Consider the following 14,896-nt stretch of genomic DNA (forward strand, 5'->3'; position numbering starts at 1 on the left):
ATGGGGTACTGAACTAAACTTTGAAAGCGTAAGGCAAACGGGATGTACACCAGAGTTTCATAAGTATCGCAAACCACAGGGGCAGGAATGATCAATCATTCCTGCCCCTGTGGCGTAATAAACATTCCTTACGAAGCTTTCGCCAGCTGTTTCTTCTTCATGAATTTCTGCGTGCGTCCTTTTTCCTGGGGTAACTGGATGATGCCCACAGCATTAAGGAGTTTCATAATCTGATAAGAAGGATCAATTTCAAACCACTTGTAGGCGAAATTAGGACGATTCCCGTAGGTGTGGTGATTATTATGGAATCCTTCACCCATCATCAGAAAATCAACGGGCATGAGGTTGCGAGACGTATCGTTGACCTTGAACGTGGTATAACCAATTTTATGGGCAAACCAGTTGATAATCGCTCCGTGAATGGGCGACATGAGGAAATGGACCGGCAACAGTAAAAACCAGCCCCAACTCGGAGCAAAATAGATGTAAAAGAGCGTATACAGCGTTCCCCAGGCCAGACGGGTGTAACGATGCGAAGCGAAGTCATCAAACGATCTCCAGTCGGGCACACCCGCCGTGAATTTAGGGTCTACTTCCATGCTACGCGTACGGATAGCCGAATAGAACCGATATGTTTTCAGCATCATATCAAAAATGCCCGTACTGAAGCTTGGTGAATGCGGGTCGTTTTCCGTATCGGCATAGGCATGGTGCATGCGGTGCATAACGCCGTAGGCATAAGCACTTAGGTAGTTCGATCCCTGGAAGATAAAGGTTCCGATAAAAAATACCCGTTCCCAGGTTTTTGACATTTTAAAGGCCTGATGAGAGGCATATCGATGCAGAAAAACGGTTTGGAAGAACAAGGCTCCGTACCAGTGCACGGCAAAGAAAATCAGTAGAGCAGCCATAACTTTTTTGAACAAAGATTCCAGCCCCTGCTACGAAAACCAGTACCCCCCCGACGAATGGTTGAATAAAGCGACCGAGTGGCCGAATATCTTTGCTCATTCACCGAACGAAGGAACGGGCCGAATGAAAACCAGGTAGTGTTTGAAAGGGGTTGGACGTAGTAATTCGCAGCTTTTTCTTCGTTGTATACCGGTGTTTTGAATGAAATATCGCCAGTGATTTACCCGCCGGGTGCAATGGCCTGAATTCTATTGAACGATAGAACCGCATGACCTAGCCTGACGAGTACGAAAACTTGTCTTCTGCTGCTAGTATCCGATAACTTAACAAATGCTTTATCCAGGTCCATAGGTTCTTCAGCAGAGCGTGAGTAATTAGCGGCGGTATTCTCTACCTTCATGAAAAAGATTATCTGTACGTTAGCAGTAGTGATCGGAGCCTGTCAGAAACCGGGCGGTGATGATGATACGATTAATCCTACGAAGCTCTATACTCCCTCCGAGCTGAACGCCAAAAGTAATGGGGCGTGTGACCAGGCTAAAGCCTGGGAAGGTCAGATGGTTCAGGTCCGTGGGCGGATTGACCAGCCTGTTCTTACGGAAACCCAGAACGGTGGCAAATTCTGGCTCCGCGACGAAAAAGGGTTCATTGAAGTATATGTGGAAGGAGCTTCCGCAGAAGATCTTCAAAGCCTTCATCACCGCGTAGTCAAGGGACGAGCCGTGACTGTGACCGGAAAAGCCGTCGCGGGTGAGAGGCAAACTCAATTCAAGTGCAAAAAGAGTTTGCACGTCGAAATCAGTAAAGCTGATGCTGTTGTTTTTTAGGTGTGGATGGTCTACCCGTTTATTTTAGCACGGCTGGTAGTACATACTCCTGCATCAGCCGATCGATCTGCGTGTGGGCGTAGGAAGTATTATAGGCTGTAGCCGTAACCACCACCACCAGCGGTTGATCCGTAAAAACGAAAATTTTATTGCCCCCATTGCCGGTACAGTAGTAGGTTTCAAGGCGTTTGTCACGCACTGTATAGGTCTTATTCCAAAATAAATAACCGTAATATTCCTGCGTACGACCGGGAATGGCTTTGTGCTTGGTAAAGGTTTTCGCTACCCAGGTCTCCGGAATCAGTGGTTGTCCGTTCCACTTACCCTTATTTTGATACAGCTGTCCGTACTTGGCCAAATCCAGTGCCTGAAGTTGAATACCTCCGGCGGTACTTACCACATTTTGGGGCGTATAGGGCCAGCGGTAATGACGAATTCCAAGGGGTTCAAAAAGCTTGTTTCTGGAGTATACGTCCAGATTCTGGGGTACTCGCTTGTTAAGAATGTCGCCCAGCAAAACCACGCCCGCCGTAAAGTAATGCCATTCCCCCTGGTACTTGGCCGGTAGCACGGGAAGATTCAACGTAAAGCGTACCCAGTCAGGTTCAGGGTACATGTGCTCTTCATTGCCGGGGGAATCCAGATGGTCATCATCTCCGTCAAAAGCGGAACTCATCGTGAGTAAGTCCCGCACCGTAGTAGCCGCTTTTGCTGCTGATTGAAAAGCGTAAGCGTTCAGGTCATAAAATTCCCGCAAGGATTGCTTCTCGTTCAGATATCCCTCGTTTTGGGCAATACCCGTTAAGGTTGAAGCAAAGGACTTGCCTACCGAGCGGACATCGTGCAAAGTGTTTCGGTCGGCTCCATTAAAATATTCCTCCAGAAGGATCCGGCCCTTTTTAAGGACTACGATACTGGTGATGTGTTTAAACACACCCGCTTCAATGTTGCCCTTTAGTGCTTGGATGGCAGGTCGGTCGAAGGAATCGGACGAGACGTTAAGACCCGGATATGGTTTAGGAGTCGTCAGTTTTATCGTATCCGGATTAAACGTGGGTTTTCGCTTTACGTCCAGATGAATTTCACCCCGGGCCAGAGTTGGACCAACGAGCACGTGTGAAAGCTTCAGGTAGGGTCTGATTTCCAGGGTAAACAGGTGTTTTCCCTCCGTCAGGGCCTGATCTCCGCCCTGATTCATGAATCGGTTCCACGCCGACTGGCTCCACCAGCGTCCCTCGTGCTGGTTGTCAATCAGCGGTTTACGAATGACCGTCTCTTCATTTTTGATCCGGGCGTAAGGAGCTCCGGGATGAAGATTAGTCTGGTAAATGAGTTGCTGATCGACGTAAAAGGAAAACTGATAATTACCCACCTTCGTCAGACTATCTGCGGACAACGTAGGAGCCAGAGCATGCAGATAGTTAGTCAGTGAATTGCCCAGAAAGGCCGTCAGGAAGAGGTTGCTGTGGTTGGTCAGTGAGTAACTGGTTAAAAAGTCACCGGTTTTCAGTTCATCCGGAGGAATTTCACGGGAGGTAAAAAGAATTTTTCCCTGGTTGGCCTGATGCAGGGGAGAGGTGATGCCCTGCGTTTGGACAAGCTGAGCCTGAAGGGGGAAGTAACAGAACATCAGGAACAGTCCGGTCAGTACATTTAAGCGTATCATTTTCCCATAGGAGAGGGGTGAGGTACAAACCTACACACGGGATGAGGCCGGAAATAGAACAGGATTAACCTTAGCCTACAAAAAGTTTTCGGTATGCAAACGGCGTGAGGGCATACTGAGCCCGAAACGAACGAATAAAATGACTCTGATCGGCAAAACCGCATGCCAGGGCAATTTGTGTTAACGACTGACCCTGGCTTATCAATAGCGGTAAGGCCTTCTGAAGCCGTATCATTCGCAGGTACTCTCCGAAGTGGCAGTTAAAGTAACGGGGCATCTCCCGGCAGAGGTAAACCGGATGAAGAGCGAGTTGCCCGGCTAACTGGTTGAGCGTCCAGGGTTCTTCCGGAGCATCGTGTAAGAGATCCCGCAGTTGTTTCACCCAGGAAGGCTGCCTCAGATACGGGTGGTCAAACGCCTGCGTAAGTTCAGAAAATAACGAAACGAGTAAGGCGTCAATGGCCAGGGGCGTATAGCATTCGTGGCGTTTGGCTTCTCTGACGAGATTGTACATGAGTCGTTTGGCCTGTGGATGCTGAAGGTCGATACTGCCCTGCAACGCTTGTACTTCATAGGCTTGAAACCAGTCCGCGTTGATTTCAACGTGGAAGCCCCGGGTATAACCTTCGGGTTTCTGGTTGTAATGAGCTTCCTGCCAATGGTGAAACAGCAGGCTGCCCGGGGTACAGGTGTACGTTTGTTTCCGGTTCCCTTCTACTACGTTTCGCTGTAAAATGAAAGTAAAGTAGGCGTTTTCGTGGTAATGCCAGTCCACCCAGGGGTGAGTGTATTCCGTATCCGTAAGGGTCAGATGACCCAACTGAAGTTTTTGATTGGTCTGGCCATAAAATTGACCGGTTTGCAGAGCGTTCATACCAGGAAAAGGGGGTAGGATGTAGAATGACTCTATTATTTCTCCACGAATGGGAAACTTCAGTGATGGTTTATGAAACACAACACAACCCAGTAACGAAAGGTACGAATATTCAGCTTCTAAAACCTGAGAAAGAAACTAGGTATAATTAGATGATAGAAGATACAGTCAGATGGCTACACTAAAATAATTACGTTCGTGCGTAAGCCTTAAGATTGATACGTATTGAGCAGATGAATCAATGCGTCCAAATCCAGGGGTTTGGTTAAATGCTCATTGAAGCCCACTTCTTTTGCTTTCTGTTTGTCTTCAATCAGACCGTAACCCGATACCGCCACGATGAACATCTTCTGACTCCAGGGCTGCTGGCGAATGTGTCGGCAAGTTTCATACCCATCCAGATCAGGCATGCCAATATCCAGCAAAATGACATCCGGACGAAGCTGCTCCGCCGCTTCCAGGGCCAAACGACCACTGTTGCGGGTGTGCACCTGATAGCCTTTGAGCTCTAGAAGCATGCTGAGTGTTAGCGTAGCATCCAGATTGTCGTCGACTACTAAAATTTGTAAGGGCTCAGAAGCGGGGAGGGTATCCGTCTGACTCGCTTCTGAAGCGAGGCTCGTAGTCAGGGTTGGCAGATGCACGGTAAACGTACTCCCCTGCTTCAGGCCTTTACTCTGAGCTTCTACCTGTCCGCCGTGCAGTTCTACAATCTGTTTTACCAGCGTCAGGCCCAGTCCCAGTCCTCCCTGTGAGCGGGCCAAGGAATTATCCACCTGCACAAAAAGCTCAAAAATAGCAGTAAGCTGATCCGAAGCCAGGCCAATACCATTGTCCCGGATGCGGAGAATTGCTTCCTGACCCTGATGCTTCAACTGTAGATTTACCACGCCTGTTTCGCCCGTGTAGCGGGCAGCGTTCGTGAGTAGATTCGTAACCACCTGTACCAGTCGGGTTGCGTCACCTTCGATTTCAATGGGATGTTTGGGAAGACTTACGTGCAACTGCTGCTGCTTTTGCTCATACAGAAGTGTTACGGATTCCACGGACTGCCGGACTAATTCCACCAGATTGACCGTTTCCTGATGCAGCTCAATTTTGCCCCGACTGATACGGCTCACATCCAACAGGTCGTCTACCATGCGTACGAGATGTTCCGTTTGGCGACTCATCATACTAATGACGCCCCGGGTTTGTGACGGACTCGTTCCGGTCATGGAAAGAATCTGCAGGCCATTGCGTAAGGTAGCCATGGGGTTGCGAAGTTCGTGAGCCAGCATGGCTAAAAAATCATCCTTTTTCCGATCCGCCTGTTTCAGAATTTCGCCCGCCCGTTTCGTTTCAGTAATGTCCAGAACGAACTCTACGAATTCTCCTTCACTTAGTTGTTTTCCCGCAAACAGTCCCCACCAACGGCTACCATCCGGGCGAATGTATTGCTTTTCGTAAGGCGTATTCTCCCCCTTGCGACGGTATTCCTGCACCGCGATTTGAGTATACTGCGTAAACTCCGGAGCCGTAAGGGTATCCCATCGGACCTGCCCCAGGGCAAAGGCCTCAACCGGATACCCACTCATCCGCTGGAAGGCTTCATTCACTTTATGAATTCCTCCTTCCAGATCAAAATAGATGACACCTACCGTGCTGATGGACAGAACCCGCTGTAGCCGCTCTTCCGATTTTCGGATTTCTTCTTCCGCCTGTTTGCGATCCGTAATATCCAGCATGGCCCCGCTCATCTGGGTGGGTTGGCCTTCTTCTTCCCCCGTCACGCGTCCGTAGCCGCTCATCCAGCGAACCACGCCATCCTCGCGTATAATTCGAAATTCAACGTCAAATAGACTTTGTTCATCAATGGCTCGCTGTAATTCTGCCAAAACCCACGTTCGATCCTGCGGATGGAGATGACGGGTAAACGCCTCCGACGGTTGCGGACTCGTTTCAATGGTCATGCCCAGTAGTTTGAAATGCTGTTCATTCCAGTATACTTTATCGGTCACCAGATGCCATTCCCAGGTGGCCATTTCGGCGGCCTCCACAGCCAGACGCGTACGCTGCTCCAGTTGTAGCTGCAAGGCTTGCCCCCGTTTGCGTCGGGTGATGTCACGGCTAATTTTCGTAAAGCCAGTTAACTGGCCGTGGGTATCGTGAATGGCCGTCGCTATTTCATTGACCCAGAAGCGTTCGCCACTCTTACGGATTCGAATCGACTCCCGTTCGACACGGCCTGTTTGGGCTGCTTCCCGCAGGTCTTTGGCGGGCTGACCCGCCGCTACGGCTTCCGGCGTGTAACAAATGGAGGCATGCTTTCCAATCATTTCCTGAGCCGAGTAGCCTTTCATGCGTTGGGCTCCTTCGTTCCATTCGGTAATGATGCCCGCTGAATCCATTCGGTAAATGGCATAATCAGGCAGGTTCTGTAACAGCGAACGATACCTCGCTTCGCTTTCCCGTAAAGCTTCTTCGGTACGGGCTCGTTCGATGGCTACCCAGGTACGTTCAACGGTTTCCTCGATGAGCGACACGTCCAGCAGGTTCCATTCCCGCGGCTCCCGCTGGTGAATCCAAAGGCTTGCCACCCAATGCCCGTTTTTCAGGAGCGGGAAAAGAACCAGGGCAGCGATACCAGCCTGATGAATGCCTTTTGCTCGGCCAAAGAAAGCTCGGTTGCCGTAGTGATTTCCGGAATGATGACCGGGTTTCCTGATCCTAACAAGCGGGTAAGGAAAGCTTCAGAATCCTGCGATTGGAACCATACGGAAAGCTCTGATTCATCGGAAATACCAAAGCGATCAGCACCCCGAAGCTCAGTCTGCTTTGGTAAATGCTCCCGGTAAAAAACGTGCGTTACCCCCAGCCGCTTTTCCAGAAGATCCGTGGCTACCCGCTTGAGTTCATTGGGATTTGCCAAGGGCCGAAGGGCGTCGCTCAGCTTCAGCAGATGTTCCTGGCGTTGCTGATTTCGTCGGCGTAAGGTGATGTCGTTGAAAAGAACGGCTACCTGGCAATCGCCAGGCGGGCCAAAAGGCAAGGCGAAGACTTCGTACCACACGCCTCCAACCAGGTAGGCAGCTTCGTTTTCAAAGTGTACGGCCTTGCCGGTTTTAACTACCTCGCCATAGCTTTGAAACCAATGCTCTTCCAGCAACGGCTGAAGTTCACGCATCTTTTTGCCCGTAGCGTTGCGTAAACCGGTTTGTCTTTCAAAGACCGGGTTTACTTCCAGAAACAGATAATCAACGGGATTTTCCGATTCATCAAAGAGTACCTGAATGATACAAAAACCCTGCTCCATGTGATTGAAAAGTGTCAGGTATTTGTCCGTCGCTTTTTGGGCAACTTCGTCTTTCAGGCGGAGGAGTTTGGCTTCGGCAATTTGACGTTCGGTGATGTTTTCGTACATCATAACCAGCCCATCCTGAAGTTTCATGTATTGGGTACGCAGGTACATGGGCCTGGTCCCGTAGGTGAAATGCAGGATTTTATCGGTAGGCAGGTTCGTTTCCACCACTTCAACCATAGTAGTGAAGTTGGATTCATCGAGGTACGAAGGTGTGATGGTGCGTAAGGTTTTACCCTGGGTGGAAACGCCCATGTAACGGTCGGCGACGCCGTTGGAGAAAATAAAACGAAAATCCACAATTTTACCTGACTCATCGCGGACTGCCTCAAAGACCGTAATGGCATGGCGAACGGTTCGAAAAACCGCGTCGTGCAATTGCCGGGCTTGTTGTAGTTCCTGCTCGGCTTCTTTGGAAGAAGTAATATCCCGGGTGGTCAGGATGATACCATCATCCTGTTTTGCCAACGACAGGAAAAACCAGTGGCTCGGTTCAGGGCGAATCTCCTGCTGGTAGGGAAGGCCCGTTTGAACCACGGCGATCATCGACGCGAAAATACCGGTAGCAAGTAGATCGGGTCGTTGCGTGACAAGGCTTTTGCCAAGGACTTCACCGCAAACTTTATCAGCGGCTTCATTGAGTAAAATCCATTGAAAATCAATGATCTGGTTTTGTTCATCCCGAACGGCCTTGAAAACTTCAATCTGGTCTGGTGAGCTGTTTAGCGTAGCCCGAAGTAGTTCCTGACTAGCCCGCAACTGGTCCGTACGCTGGGCGATTTGCCCTTCTAAATGCGTTTGCTGGGCGTCTTTATCCGCTCGGTAGGCTGAAATATCCACGCTGATTCCTATCCAGGCACGGATGGAGCCGTCAGCGTTACGGATGGCCCGTGTTTTCACGTTCGACCATCGCCAGCTACTGTCGGGTCTGCGTAAACGTAATTCCATTTCCAGCGGTATGCCTGCCTGAATGGACTGTTGCCATTGTCTTTGGGCGTATGCCTGTTCATCGGGGTGTACGGCGGCCGTCCAGTTCTCCTGCATCCATTCTTCCAGCGACTGACCCGTGTAGGCCCGCCAGCTGAGCGAGTCTTTACGAACCTTACCCTGAGCATCTGTTTCCCAAATCGCCTGGTCAAACGATTCAATCAGGGCTTGGTACGCTGGGCTTGAAAGTAAATCAAAGGCTTCATCAGATTTAGAAGGGGCATGACGGTCCATGGCAGAAAGGAGATCGTGGGCGGTTGGAAGCTTATCACTCGCGATGAAAAGAAAAGCAGCGAGCCGGGGAATTCTGGCGGGAATCAGGGGCTAATAAAGGGAAAACCTAACGAGTATCAATTCAGCAATTTGATTTATTACCCTATGTCAACGCTTGCTTGCAGGAAAATCCTTACTACTCCCGCGAATGGTTTTCTGGGAAAGCCACGGAAAAGAGCCCATACGGTCCTGCCCGTGACATTTTCGGATCGCCGCTGGACTCGTTTCGTTTACTATACGCAGACGATCTTTTTTTCAAAAATCATACTTATGCAAAACATAAAAGGGACGAAATCGGGGACGTATATAATTTTATCTTCGCCTGAATCAGTAAAATTCGGATCAACGTCACAAAAGGCAATTTCAGCAAAGAACTCAACGGGGGTAATGAACCAGAAGATTGAATGAAGCTAACGGCTTTTGGTATAGGAAGTAAATGGAAAGCTATCCCGGCGTAGAAATTTCACCAGTTGAGCTGGAAGCGACTGGAATGAAGCGATGATACGCTCAGGTACCTGTACTGTTGTCCTGAAAACTTCTTCCGGGAAGCTTTCAGGACAACAGTAGGGATTTTTTAAGGTGTAAGATTAGCTAATGCAAGAAAGACCGGTAGCCCTATTGAGCCAGGTAGCCGCCGTCTACGGGATAGTACGACCCAGTCACGAAGGAGGCTTTATCGGAAGAAAGCCAAATGACTAATTCAGCGACCTCTTCCGAACGCCCCAGTCTACCCATCGGATGCATCCCGATGAGCAACTGCCGGGCTTCGGCTGGTAAATTTTTGAGCAGGGGCGTATCAATGTAAGCCGGGCCAACGGTATTGATGCGGATGCCTTTGGGGGCGTATTCCAGGGCCGCCGTTTGCGTTAACCCTACTACGGCGTGTTTCGCCGCTACGTACCCGGGCGAGTGAGCGGTACCCACCTGACTTAAAATCGAACCCATGTTTACGATCGATCCCGAGCCCTGGGTCAGCATTACTTCCAGCTCATATTTCATGCAGTAAAACACGCTGTTCAGGTTCACATCCATGATTTTTTGCCAGCCTTCCAGCGAATAATCGGCCGTAACATTCAATTCACCACCAATACCGGCATTGTTACAGGCAAAATCCAGCTTTCCAAACCGACGAACGGTCTCCTGTACCAGTTGCTGACACTGCCGGGGATCCGCTACGTCAGCCTGATAGAAATGAGCAATACCTCCGGCTGCGGTTATTTCTTCAACCACGGCCTGTCCATCGGCCAAATCAGATACCATAACCTGGGCTCCGTACTGGCTGTAGAGCAGGGCTACTGCTCTGCCGATGCCCGAAGCGGCACCGGTTACTAAAGCCGTTTTTCCTTGAAATAGCTTTTCCATAGGTAATTTAAGATAAATGAATGATCAAGACGGGTAACTCAGCCCGGTTTAGTACGGTTTCAGCCACACTACCGTAGAGGAAGTGTTGGATTCCTTTCCGGGCGTGTGTAAACAGGACCAGTACATCGGCGGATACTTCCGTCGCATATTCGAGAATGCCTTTGGCCGTGGACGAATGGCGGCCGATGTGCAAACGGTAGGAGTCCAGCTGCTGCTTTTGAGCCCAAAGGTTCATCAACTGCTGAATTTCTTCGTCCGAACGCGTATCGAAGGGTTTCATCACAAACAGGTAATCGTCCCGTTCGCGGATATTCAGGAAAAAAGGTTTGGGTAGGATAGCGGGCACCCGGTTGTCTACATCCACGGCCGTTAGGATTCGTCTGGGATGAAAAGGTCTGATCGGTTCTTTCAGAATCAATACCGGACAATGGGCCTGCCGCATCACGGCTTCCGCGTGGGAGCCCCCAGCCAATTCCTTGAGGCCGGATGCTCCTTTCGAAGCCATAATGATCAGGTCGGGGTGATAATCGGAGAGGCACTCCAGGAATCCTTTCAACGTTTTTCCTACTTCAATCTGAATGTCGATTCCCGCATAGAGCGGATGGCTGATCCAGGCTTCTAATTCAGCTTCGTCGCGGTAACGGGCTTTCTCGAAAGCAGGTCCTAATTCTTCCGAGAACTGTAACGCCGAATCGTTAGCAGATAAATAAGCCAGGTCTTCATCCAGAACCGTATGAAGCAGAAGGATGCGGGCTGGATGCGTTCGAGCCAGCTCAGCGGCCACTTCCAAAGCTTGTAAGGAAAAGGGACTTAGATCCGTCGGAACCAGAATCGTTTTCATGGCATCGCAGGTTGGTTTGACGGACCAAAGTACGTGGTTTTCCAGGACTCCTGAGCTGAGACAGGTCGGGGTTTTAACTGATTGAAATCACTTTTTACCAGTTGGTATCTTTTTAGATAAGGTATTGATTTATATCATTTTATAAGAGCTAAGTTGTTCATCTTATAGGGAAAGCCGAGATCTTTTTTTAAGCAGGAAGTTGATACGTTCCAGGTACAAAAATCAGTAGTTTAAGAAGACAAAAAAATCCGTTCGTCCTTCACTCGCTTGTAAGTCATATCACATGCGTTAAACTCCGATCGAAACGATCAAGCGGGTGCAAACCCAGAGAATTTAAGGGTGTAATCCCTTTTTGCGAAGGTAAGCCAGCAACTCCTGGGGTCGGTCGGTTTGAATGAGCGTGGCTCCGTGGGCAATCAGCCAGCCCCAACCCGCTTCAGGATCGTTTTCTTCGATACTTTTCTCATCATCGTGCCCGCCATTCAAACTAGCCCAAAGACTATTGAGCCAGAGTTTGGAGCCGCTTTTGCGAATGGATTGATAGTTGGAGTGAAGCAGAACGCTATCTGTTGCGAAGTTGAGTTCGTACGCCACGGGTTTTAGATGCTTTTCGTAGGATTCAATCACCGACTGAGCCTCGGGCTTCGCCAGATTTACAATCGGCATAAAAGCCAGCTTGCCGCCCAGCAGTTCCCCGTTTTCGGCTTTTACCGTCTCATAAGATTTACCGGCTTTGATGATGGCGTGATCCATCGTACCCGTTGCCTCCAGAATTTGGTGGGCTTCTTTAAAGTAATCGTACCCTTTATCGATGTTGATCATCACCCGGCCCTTGGCTCGTTTCATGCAGTCTTCGAAGGTCATGATCTTTTGGCGGGTCGGTCCACCGTGCTCATTTTTAAGCGTAAGCTGCTGGAGTTCAGCCCAGGTATACTCACTGGGTTTGCCATGGCCGGTAGTGGTACGATTGAGCGTAGCATCGTGTAAGAGAATCAGTACCCCGTCTTTGGTTTTCTTCAGATCAATTTCGACGATATCCACGCCCATTTGAATGGCGTGTTCGAGGCTAAGCACGGAGTTTTCGGGGGCATACCGCCAATCGCCCCGGTGAGCTACCACCAGTACTTCCGTAGATTTGGGATTGTGTAATTGACGAATAATGTCCTGAACGGGCCGGGTTTGCCCCTGAACCGAAAAAGCAAGGATCCAGAAAAGGAAGGTAAAACGAAGCATAGGGATGAAGCAACTATTGTTTCTTGGGATGATGGGATTCTATACACGCGGTTTTTACGCCGACTGGATACGTTCCCAACGGTTGCCCCGAAAATAGAGTTTAGCTACTCTACCTGCACGCTTCATCCGTATACTTCACAATATGATAACATCTTTCATGACAACTAGACAAGCCGTAAGATGCTCTACTAATTACGGGTATCGTCAATTACAAATACGCATGGACCGGAGTACCGTACTAGGTATGAAACAAAAGAAGTCTGATACATAGACTTCTGTGTATTAAAGGTACTCGTTCCCTTGTACACTCCATTCCGTAGGAGCCTTGCCGAATTTCTTTTTGAAGGCGTGAGAAAAATGCGAAAGGCTTTCAAAGCCCAGGTCAAGATAGATGGCCGAGGGTTTCCTGTGCTTGGATTCGATCAAGTGCCGGGCTTCCGTCAGTCTGCGTTCCTGTAACCAGTGCCGGGGAGCCATCCCGAAGGTTTTCTGGAAATCACGCTTGAATCCGGCCAGGCTCCGCCCCGTCAGTCGGGCGAATTTTTCGACGGGAACGTTGTAGTGAAAGTTCGTAAGCATGAATTTTTCCAGGTCCATCTTGTAAGGTTCCGAAAAATCAAACAGCAACTCCCGGAGTTCGGGTAACGTGTAAAGGAGGAGGTGTACCGCCTCCTTTACTTTTAGCATACCCAGCGTGTGCGTTATTTTCTCTTCCGGGTGACGAACGTAGGGAATGATGGACTGAAAGAAAGCCCGCAGAAAATCGTTTCCCGGAATCAAGAGATTGGCCGGACCTGCGTACTTTCGGTTACTTTCCCATTGCTCTTCCAGAGCGATGTTTCGCAGAATATCTTCCGGTAGCCGGATGACGATGGTCTGATAATCTTCGCCTTCCAGGGGCATTTTTGTGATTTCTGCTAGTTGGTTTTTTTGAATCAGCACTACCTCACCCCGACCCATCGCGACGTGCTGATGGGCCGTTTGCATGGAGAAATGACCCGAAACCACAAATACCAGGGTGTTGTGTTCAAGGAAGGCCACTTTCTCCTTCTTCAGCTTGGATAAATACGAGAAGAAAATCAGTCCTGGAAATAATTCAGTTGGATTCGTCACGGAGCAAAGCTACAAAATGGATCTATCGCTGCAGGTAGGTACTGCCCAGAATTGCACCCGGTGCAAACGTGGTGTTGAGGGTGTGCATTTCCTCGGGGGTAAATGTAATGGACATCGCCGCCAGGTTTTCGGGAAGCCGGGACCGTCGGCTCATACTTACCAGGGGCATAATAGATTCGCCCTGAGCATTGACCCAGGCAATCGCTAGCTGCGTGGGCGTACAGCCTTTATCCTGGGCTAGTTGTTTCAACACCTCAACCTTTTCCAGATTTTGGATCAGATTTTCTCCCTGAAAACGCGAGAAGTGGTTGTGATAATCGTCGGCTGGCAGGGGAGCGTTCATAGTTCCGGTAAGTAAGCCTTCCGCCGTATTGGCAAAGGCCACCACGCTGATGCCTAATTCCTTGGCCGTCGGGAGCAGGTCGCTTTCAATCTGACGATCCGCCAGGGAGTAGCCAATTTCCAGAGCCGTGACCGGATATACGCTATGGGCTTTGCGTAACTGATCCGCCGTGATTTCCGAAACACCCAGGTGGCGAACCTTGCCTTCTTTGATCAGGTCGGCTACGGTTCCAATCACGTCTTCTACCGGAACGCTGTCATCCAGTCGGCAGGGCTGGTACAGATCGATGGTATCAATCCCCAACCGTACTAACGAATAGTTGATAAAGTTTTTGATGGCGATGGGACGCAGATCCAGTCCAATCCATTGGCCGTTATAGAAAATCGCCCCGAATTTGACGCTAATGAAAGCCTGATCGCGTCGGCCTTTAATGGCTTTTCCTACCAGCATTTCGTTGTGACCGCTACCGTAAAAGTCTCCGGTGTTGAGAAAGTTAATACCGTTGTCCAAGGCCAGTTGAATGGTGGCCAGACTTTCAGTTTCGTCCGGAGTAGGGCTTCCCCACACCGACGACATACGCATACAGCCTAGGCCGAGTTTAGAAACCAAGGGACCCTCGTTACCAAGTTTGATTTGGGGTATCGTTGTCATCGTGTTTGTTTTTAAAATTTGACGTGACAAAAGTCGGTACGGTTTCTAGTTGCTTTATTTCCTCTACGGCTCAAAAAACTTGTCTGTATGGGTCAGTCCTTGCTGGCTCCTTTCCAGAAAAACAATGGCGTATCATCCGTATGTTTCTTGAAAAAGTTGTTGTAATAAGTAGGGTCAGCAAAGCCCAGACTATAGGCTAAAACAGGATTCGAACCAAAAAGTATCAATATCAAGTAAGGGGGAGTAGGGGGAGTTGTTTTACGTATTCGTTTCTCTTAACAGGATAAATAGGCTTCTGCAATGTTTTACAAAGTCAGTATTTCGTTCCGTAGGTACGGCTGGTCTTTTAGTACATATGCATCCATGCCGGGCATCGCATGCCGCTGACTTCATCCTGCTCAAGGCCACCGCATTGCGGAGGGAGCCACCATGGGATGGCCCCCATGGGATGGCCCCCATGGAATGGTAGGCGGC

11 protein-coding genes are annotated in these 14,896 nt (G+C 49.6%); 1 reads left to right on the forward strand and 10 read right to left on the reverse strand.

Annotated elements, in window-relative coordinates; translation table 11 throughout:
- Positions 1 to 128: 128 nt before the first annotated feature.
- Entirely contained in the window at positions 129 to 911 is a 783-nt protein-coding gene (locus BWI93_RS07275; protein ID WP_094809651.1) for an acyl-CoA desaturase, read from the reverse strand.
- Between the two features lie 399 nt (positions 912 to 1,310).
- On the opposite strand from BWI93_RS07275, the gene BWI93_RS07285 reads away from it, so the two are divergent.
- Positions 1,311 to 1,739: an OB-fold nucleic acid binding domain-containing protein gene (locus BWI93_RS07285; protein WP_094809656.1), complete on the forward strand. Its 429-nt coding sequence runs from the start codon at positions 1,311 to 1,313 to the stop codon at positions 1,737 to 1,739.
- Positions 1,740 to 1,758: 19 nt separating this feature from the next.
- On the opposite strand, the gene BWI93_RS07290 is transcribed toward BWI93_RS07285, so the two are convergent.
- From BWI93_RS07290 to BWI93_RS07335, 9 genes are all read right to left on the reverse strand, one after another.
- Positions 1,759 to 3,405 (reverse strand): serine hydrolase, encoded by a 1,647-nt coding sequence (locus BWI93_RS07290; RefSeq protein ID WP_094809658.1) that lies wholly within the window; start codon positions 3,403 to 3,405, stop codon positions 1,759 to 1,761.
- A 70-nt stretch (positions 3,406 to 3,475) separates the two neighbouring features.
- Positions 3,476 to 4,279, reverse strand: a complete 804-nt coding sequence (locus tag BWI93_RS07295) for an AraC family transcriptional regulator (RefSeq protein ID WP_094809660.1) — start codon at positions 4,277 to 4,279, stop codon at positions 3,476 to 3,478.
- Positions 4,280 to 4,488: 209 nt separating this feature from the next.
- Positions 4,489 to 6,858 (reverse strand): PAS domain S-box protein, encoded by a 2,370-nt coding sequence (locus BWI93_RS07300; protein ID WP_094809662.1) that lies wholly within the window; start codon positions 6,856 to 6,858, stop codon positions 4,489 to 4,491.
- Between the two features lie 14 nt (positions 6,859 to 6,872).
- A complete protein-coding gene (locus BWI93_RS07305; RefSeq protein WP_094809664.1) occupies positions 6,873 to 8,840 on the reverse strand; it encodes a PAS domain S-box protein in 1,968 nt (655 codons plus the stop codon).
- Between the two features lie 654 nt (positions 8,841 to 9,494).
- Positions 9,495 to 10,241 carry an SDR family NAD(P)-dependent oxidoreductase gene (locus tag BWI93_RS07315; protein WP_094809734.1) on the reverse strand — a complete coding sequence of 249 codons (747 nt, stop codon included), beginning with the start codon at positions 10,239 to 10,241 and terminating at the stop codon, positions 9,495 to 9,497.
- A 7-nt stretch (positions 10,242 to 10,248) separates the two neighbouring features.
- Positions 10,249 to 11,082 carry a universal stress protein gene (locus BWI93_RS07320; RefSeq protein ID WP_094809736.1) on the reverse strand — a complete coding sequence of 278 codons (834 nt, stop codon included), beginning with the start codon at positions 11,080 to 11,082 and terminating at the stop codon, positions 10,249 to 10,251.
- Positions 11,083 to 11,415: 333 nt separating this feature from the next.
- A complete protein-coding gene (locus tag BWI93_RS07325) occupies positions 11,416 to 12,315 on the reverse strand; it encodes a glycerophosphodiester phosphodiesterase family protein (RefSeq protein ID WP_094809738.1) in 900 nt (299 codons plus the stop codon).
- A 282-nt stretch (positions 12,316 to 12,597) separates the two neighbouring features.
- On the reverse strand, positions 12,598 to 13,428 hold the full coding sequence (locus BWI93_RS07330) for an AraC family transcriptional regulator (RefSeq protein ID WP_094809740.1): 831 nt from the start codon (positions 13,426 to 13,428) through the stop codon (positions 12,598 to 12,600).
- A gap of 22 nt (positions 13,429 to 13,450) precedes the next feature.
- Complete coding sequence (locus tag BWI93_RS07335; RefSeq protein ID WP_094809742.1) at positions 13,451 to 14,422, reverse strand: aldo/keto reductase; 972 nt, start codon at positions 14,420 to 14,422, stop codon at positions 13,451 to 13,453.
- Between the last annotated feature and the right edge of the window lie 474 nt (positions 14,423 to 14,896).

The organism is Siphonobacter sp. BAB-5385 (assembly GCF_002261125.1).
Classification (GTDB): domain Bacteria; phylum Bacteroidota; class Bacteroidia; order Cytophagales; family Spirosomataceae; genus Siphonobacter.

Coding starts and splice junctions, on each gene's coding strand:
- BWI93_RS07275 (WP_094809651.1), bottom strand. CDS start 911: ATGGCTGCTCTACTGATTTTCTTTGCCGTGCACTGGTACGGAGCCTTG.
- BWI93_RS07285 (WP_094809656.1), top strand. CDS start 1,311: ATGAAAAAGATTATCTGTACGTTAGCAGTAGTGATCGGAGCCTGTCAG.
- BWI93_RS07290 (WP_094809658.1), bottom strand. CDS start 3,405: ATGATACGCTTAAATGTACTGACCGGACTGTTCCTGATGTTCTGTTAC.
- BWI93_RS07295 (WP_094809660.1), bottom strand. CDS start 4,279: ATGAACGCTCTGCAAACCGGTCAATTTTATGGCCAGACCAATCAAAAA.
- BWI93_RS07305 (WP_094809664.1), bottom strand. CDS start 8,840: ATGGACCGTCATGCCCCTTCTAAATCTGATGAAGCCTTTGATTTACTT.
- BWI93_RS07315 (WP_094809734.1), bottom strand. CDS start 10,241: ATGGAAAAGCTATTTCAAGGAAAAACGGCTTTAGTAACCGGTGCCGCT.
- BWI93_RS07320 (WP_094809736.1), bottom strand. CDS start 11,082: ATGAAAACGATTCTGGTTCCGACGGATCTAAGTCCCTTTTCCTTACAA.
- BWI93_RS07325 (WP_094809738.1), bottom strand. CDS start 12,315: ATGCTTCGTTTTACCTTCCTTTTCTGGATCCTTGCTTTTTCGGTTCAG.
- BWI93_RS07335 (WP_094809742.1), bottom strand. CDS start 14,422: ATGACAACGATACCCCAAATCAAACTTGGTAACGAGGGTCCCTTGGTT.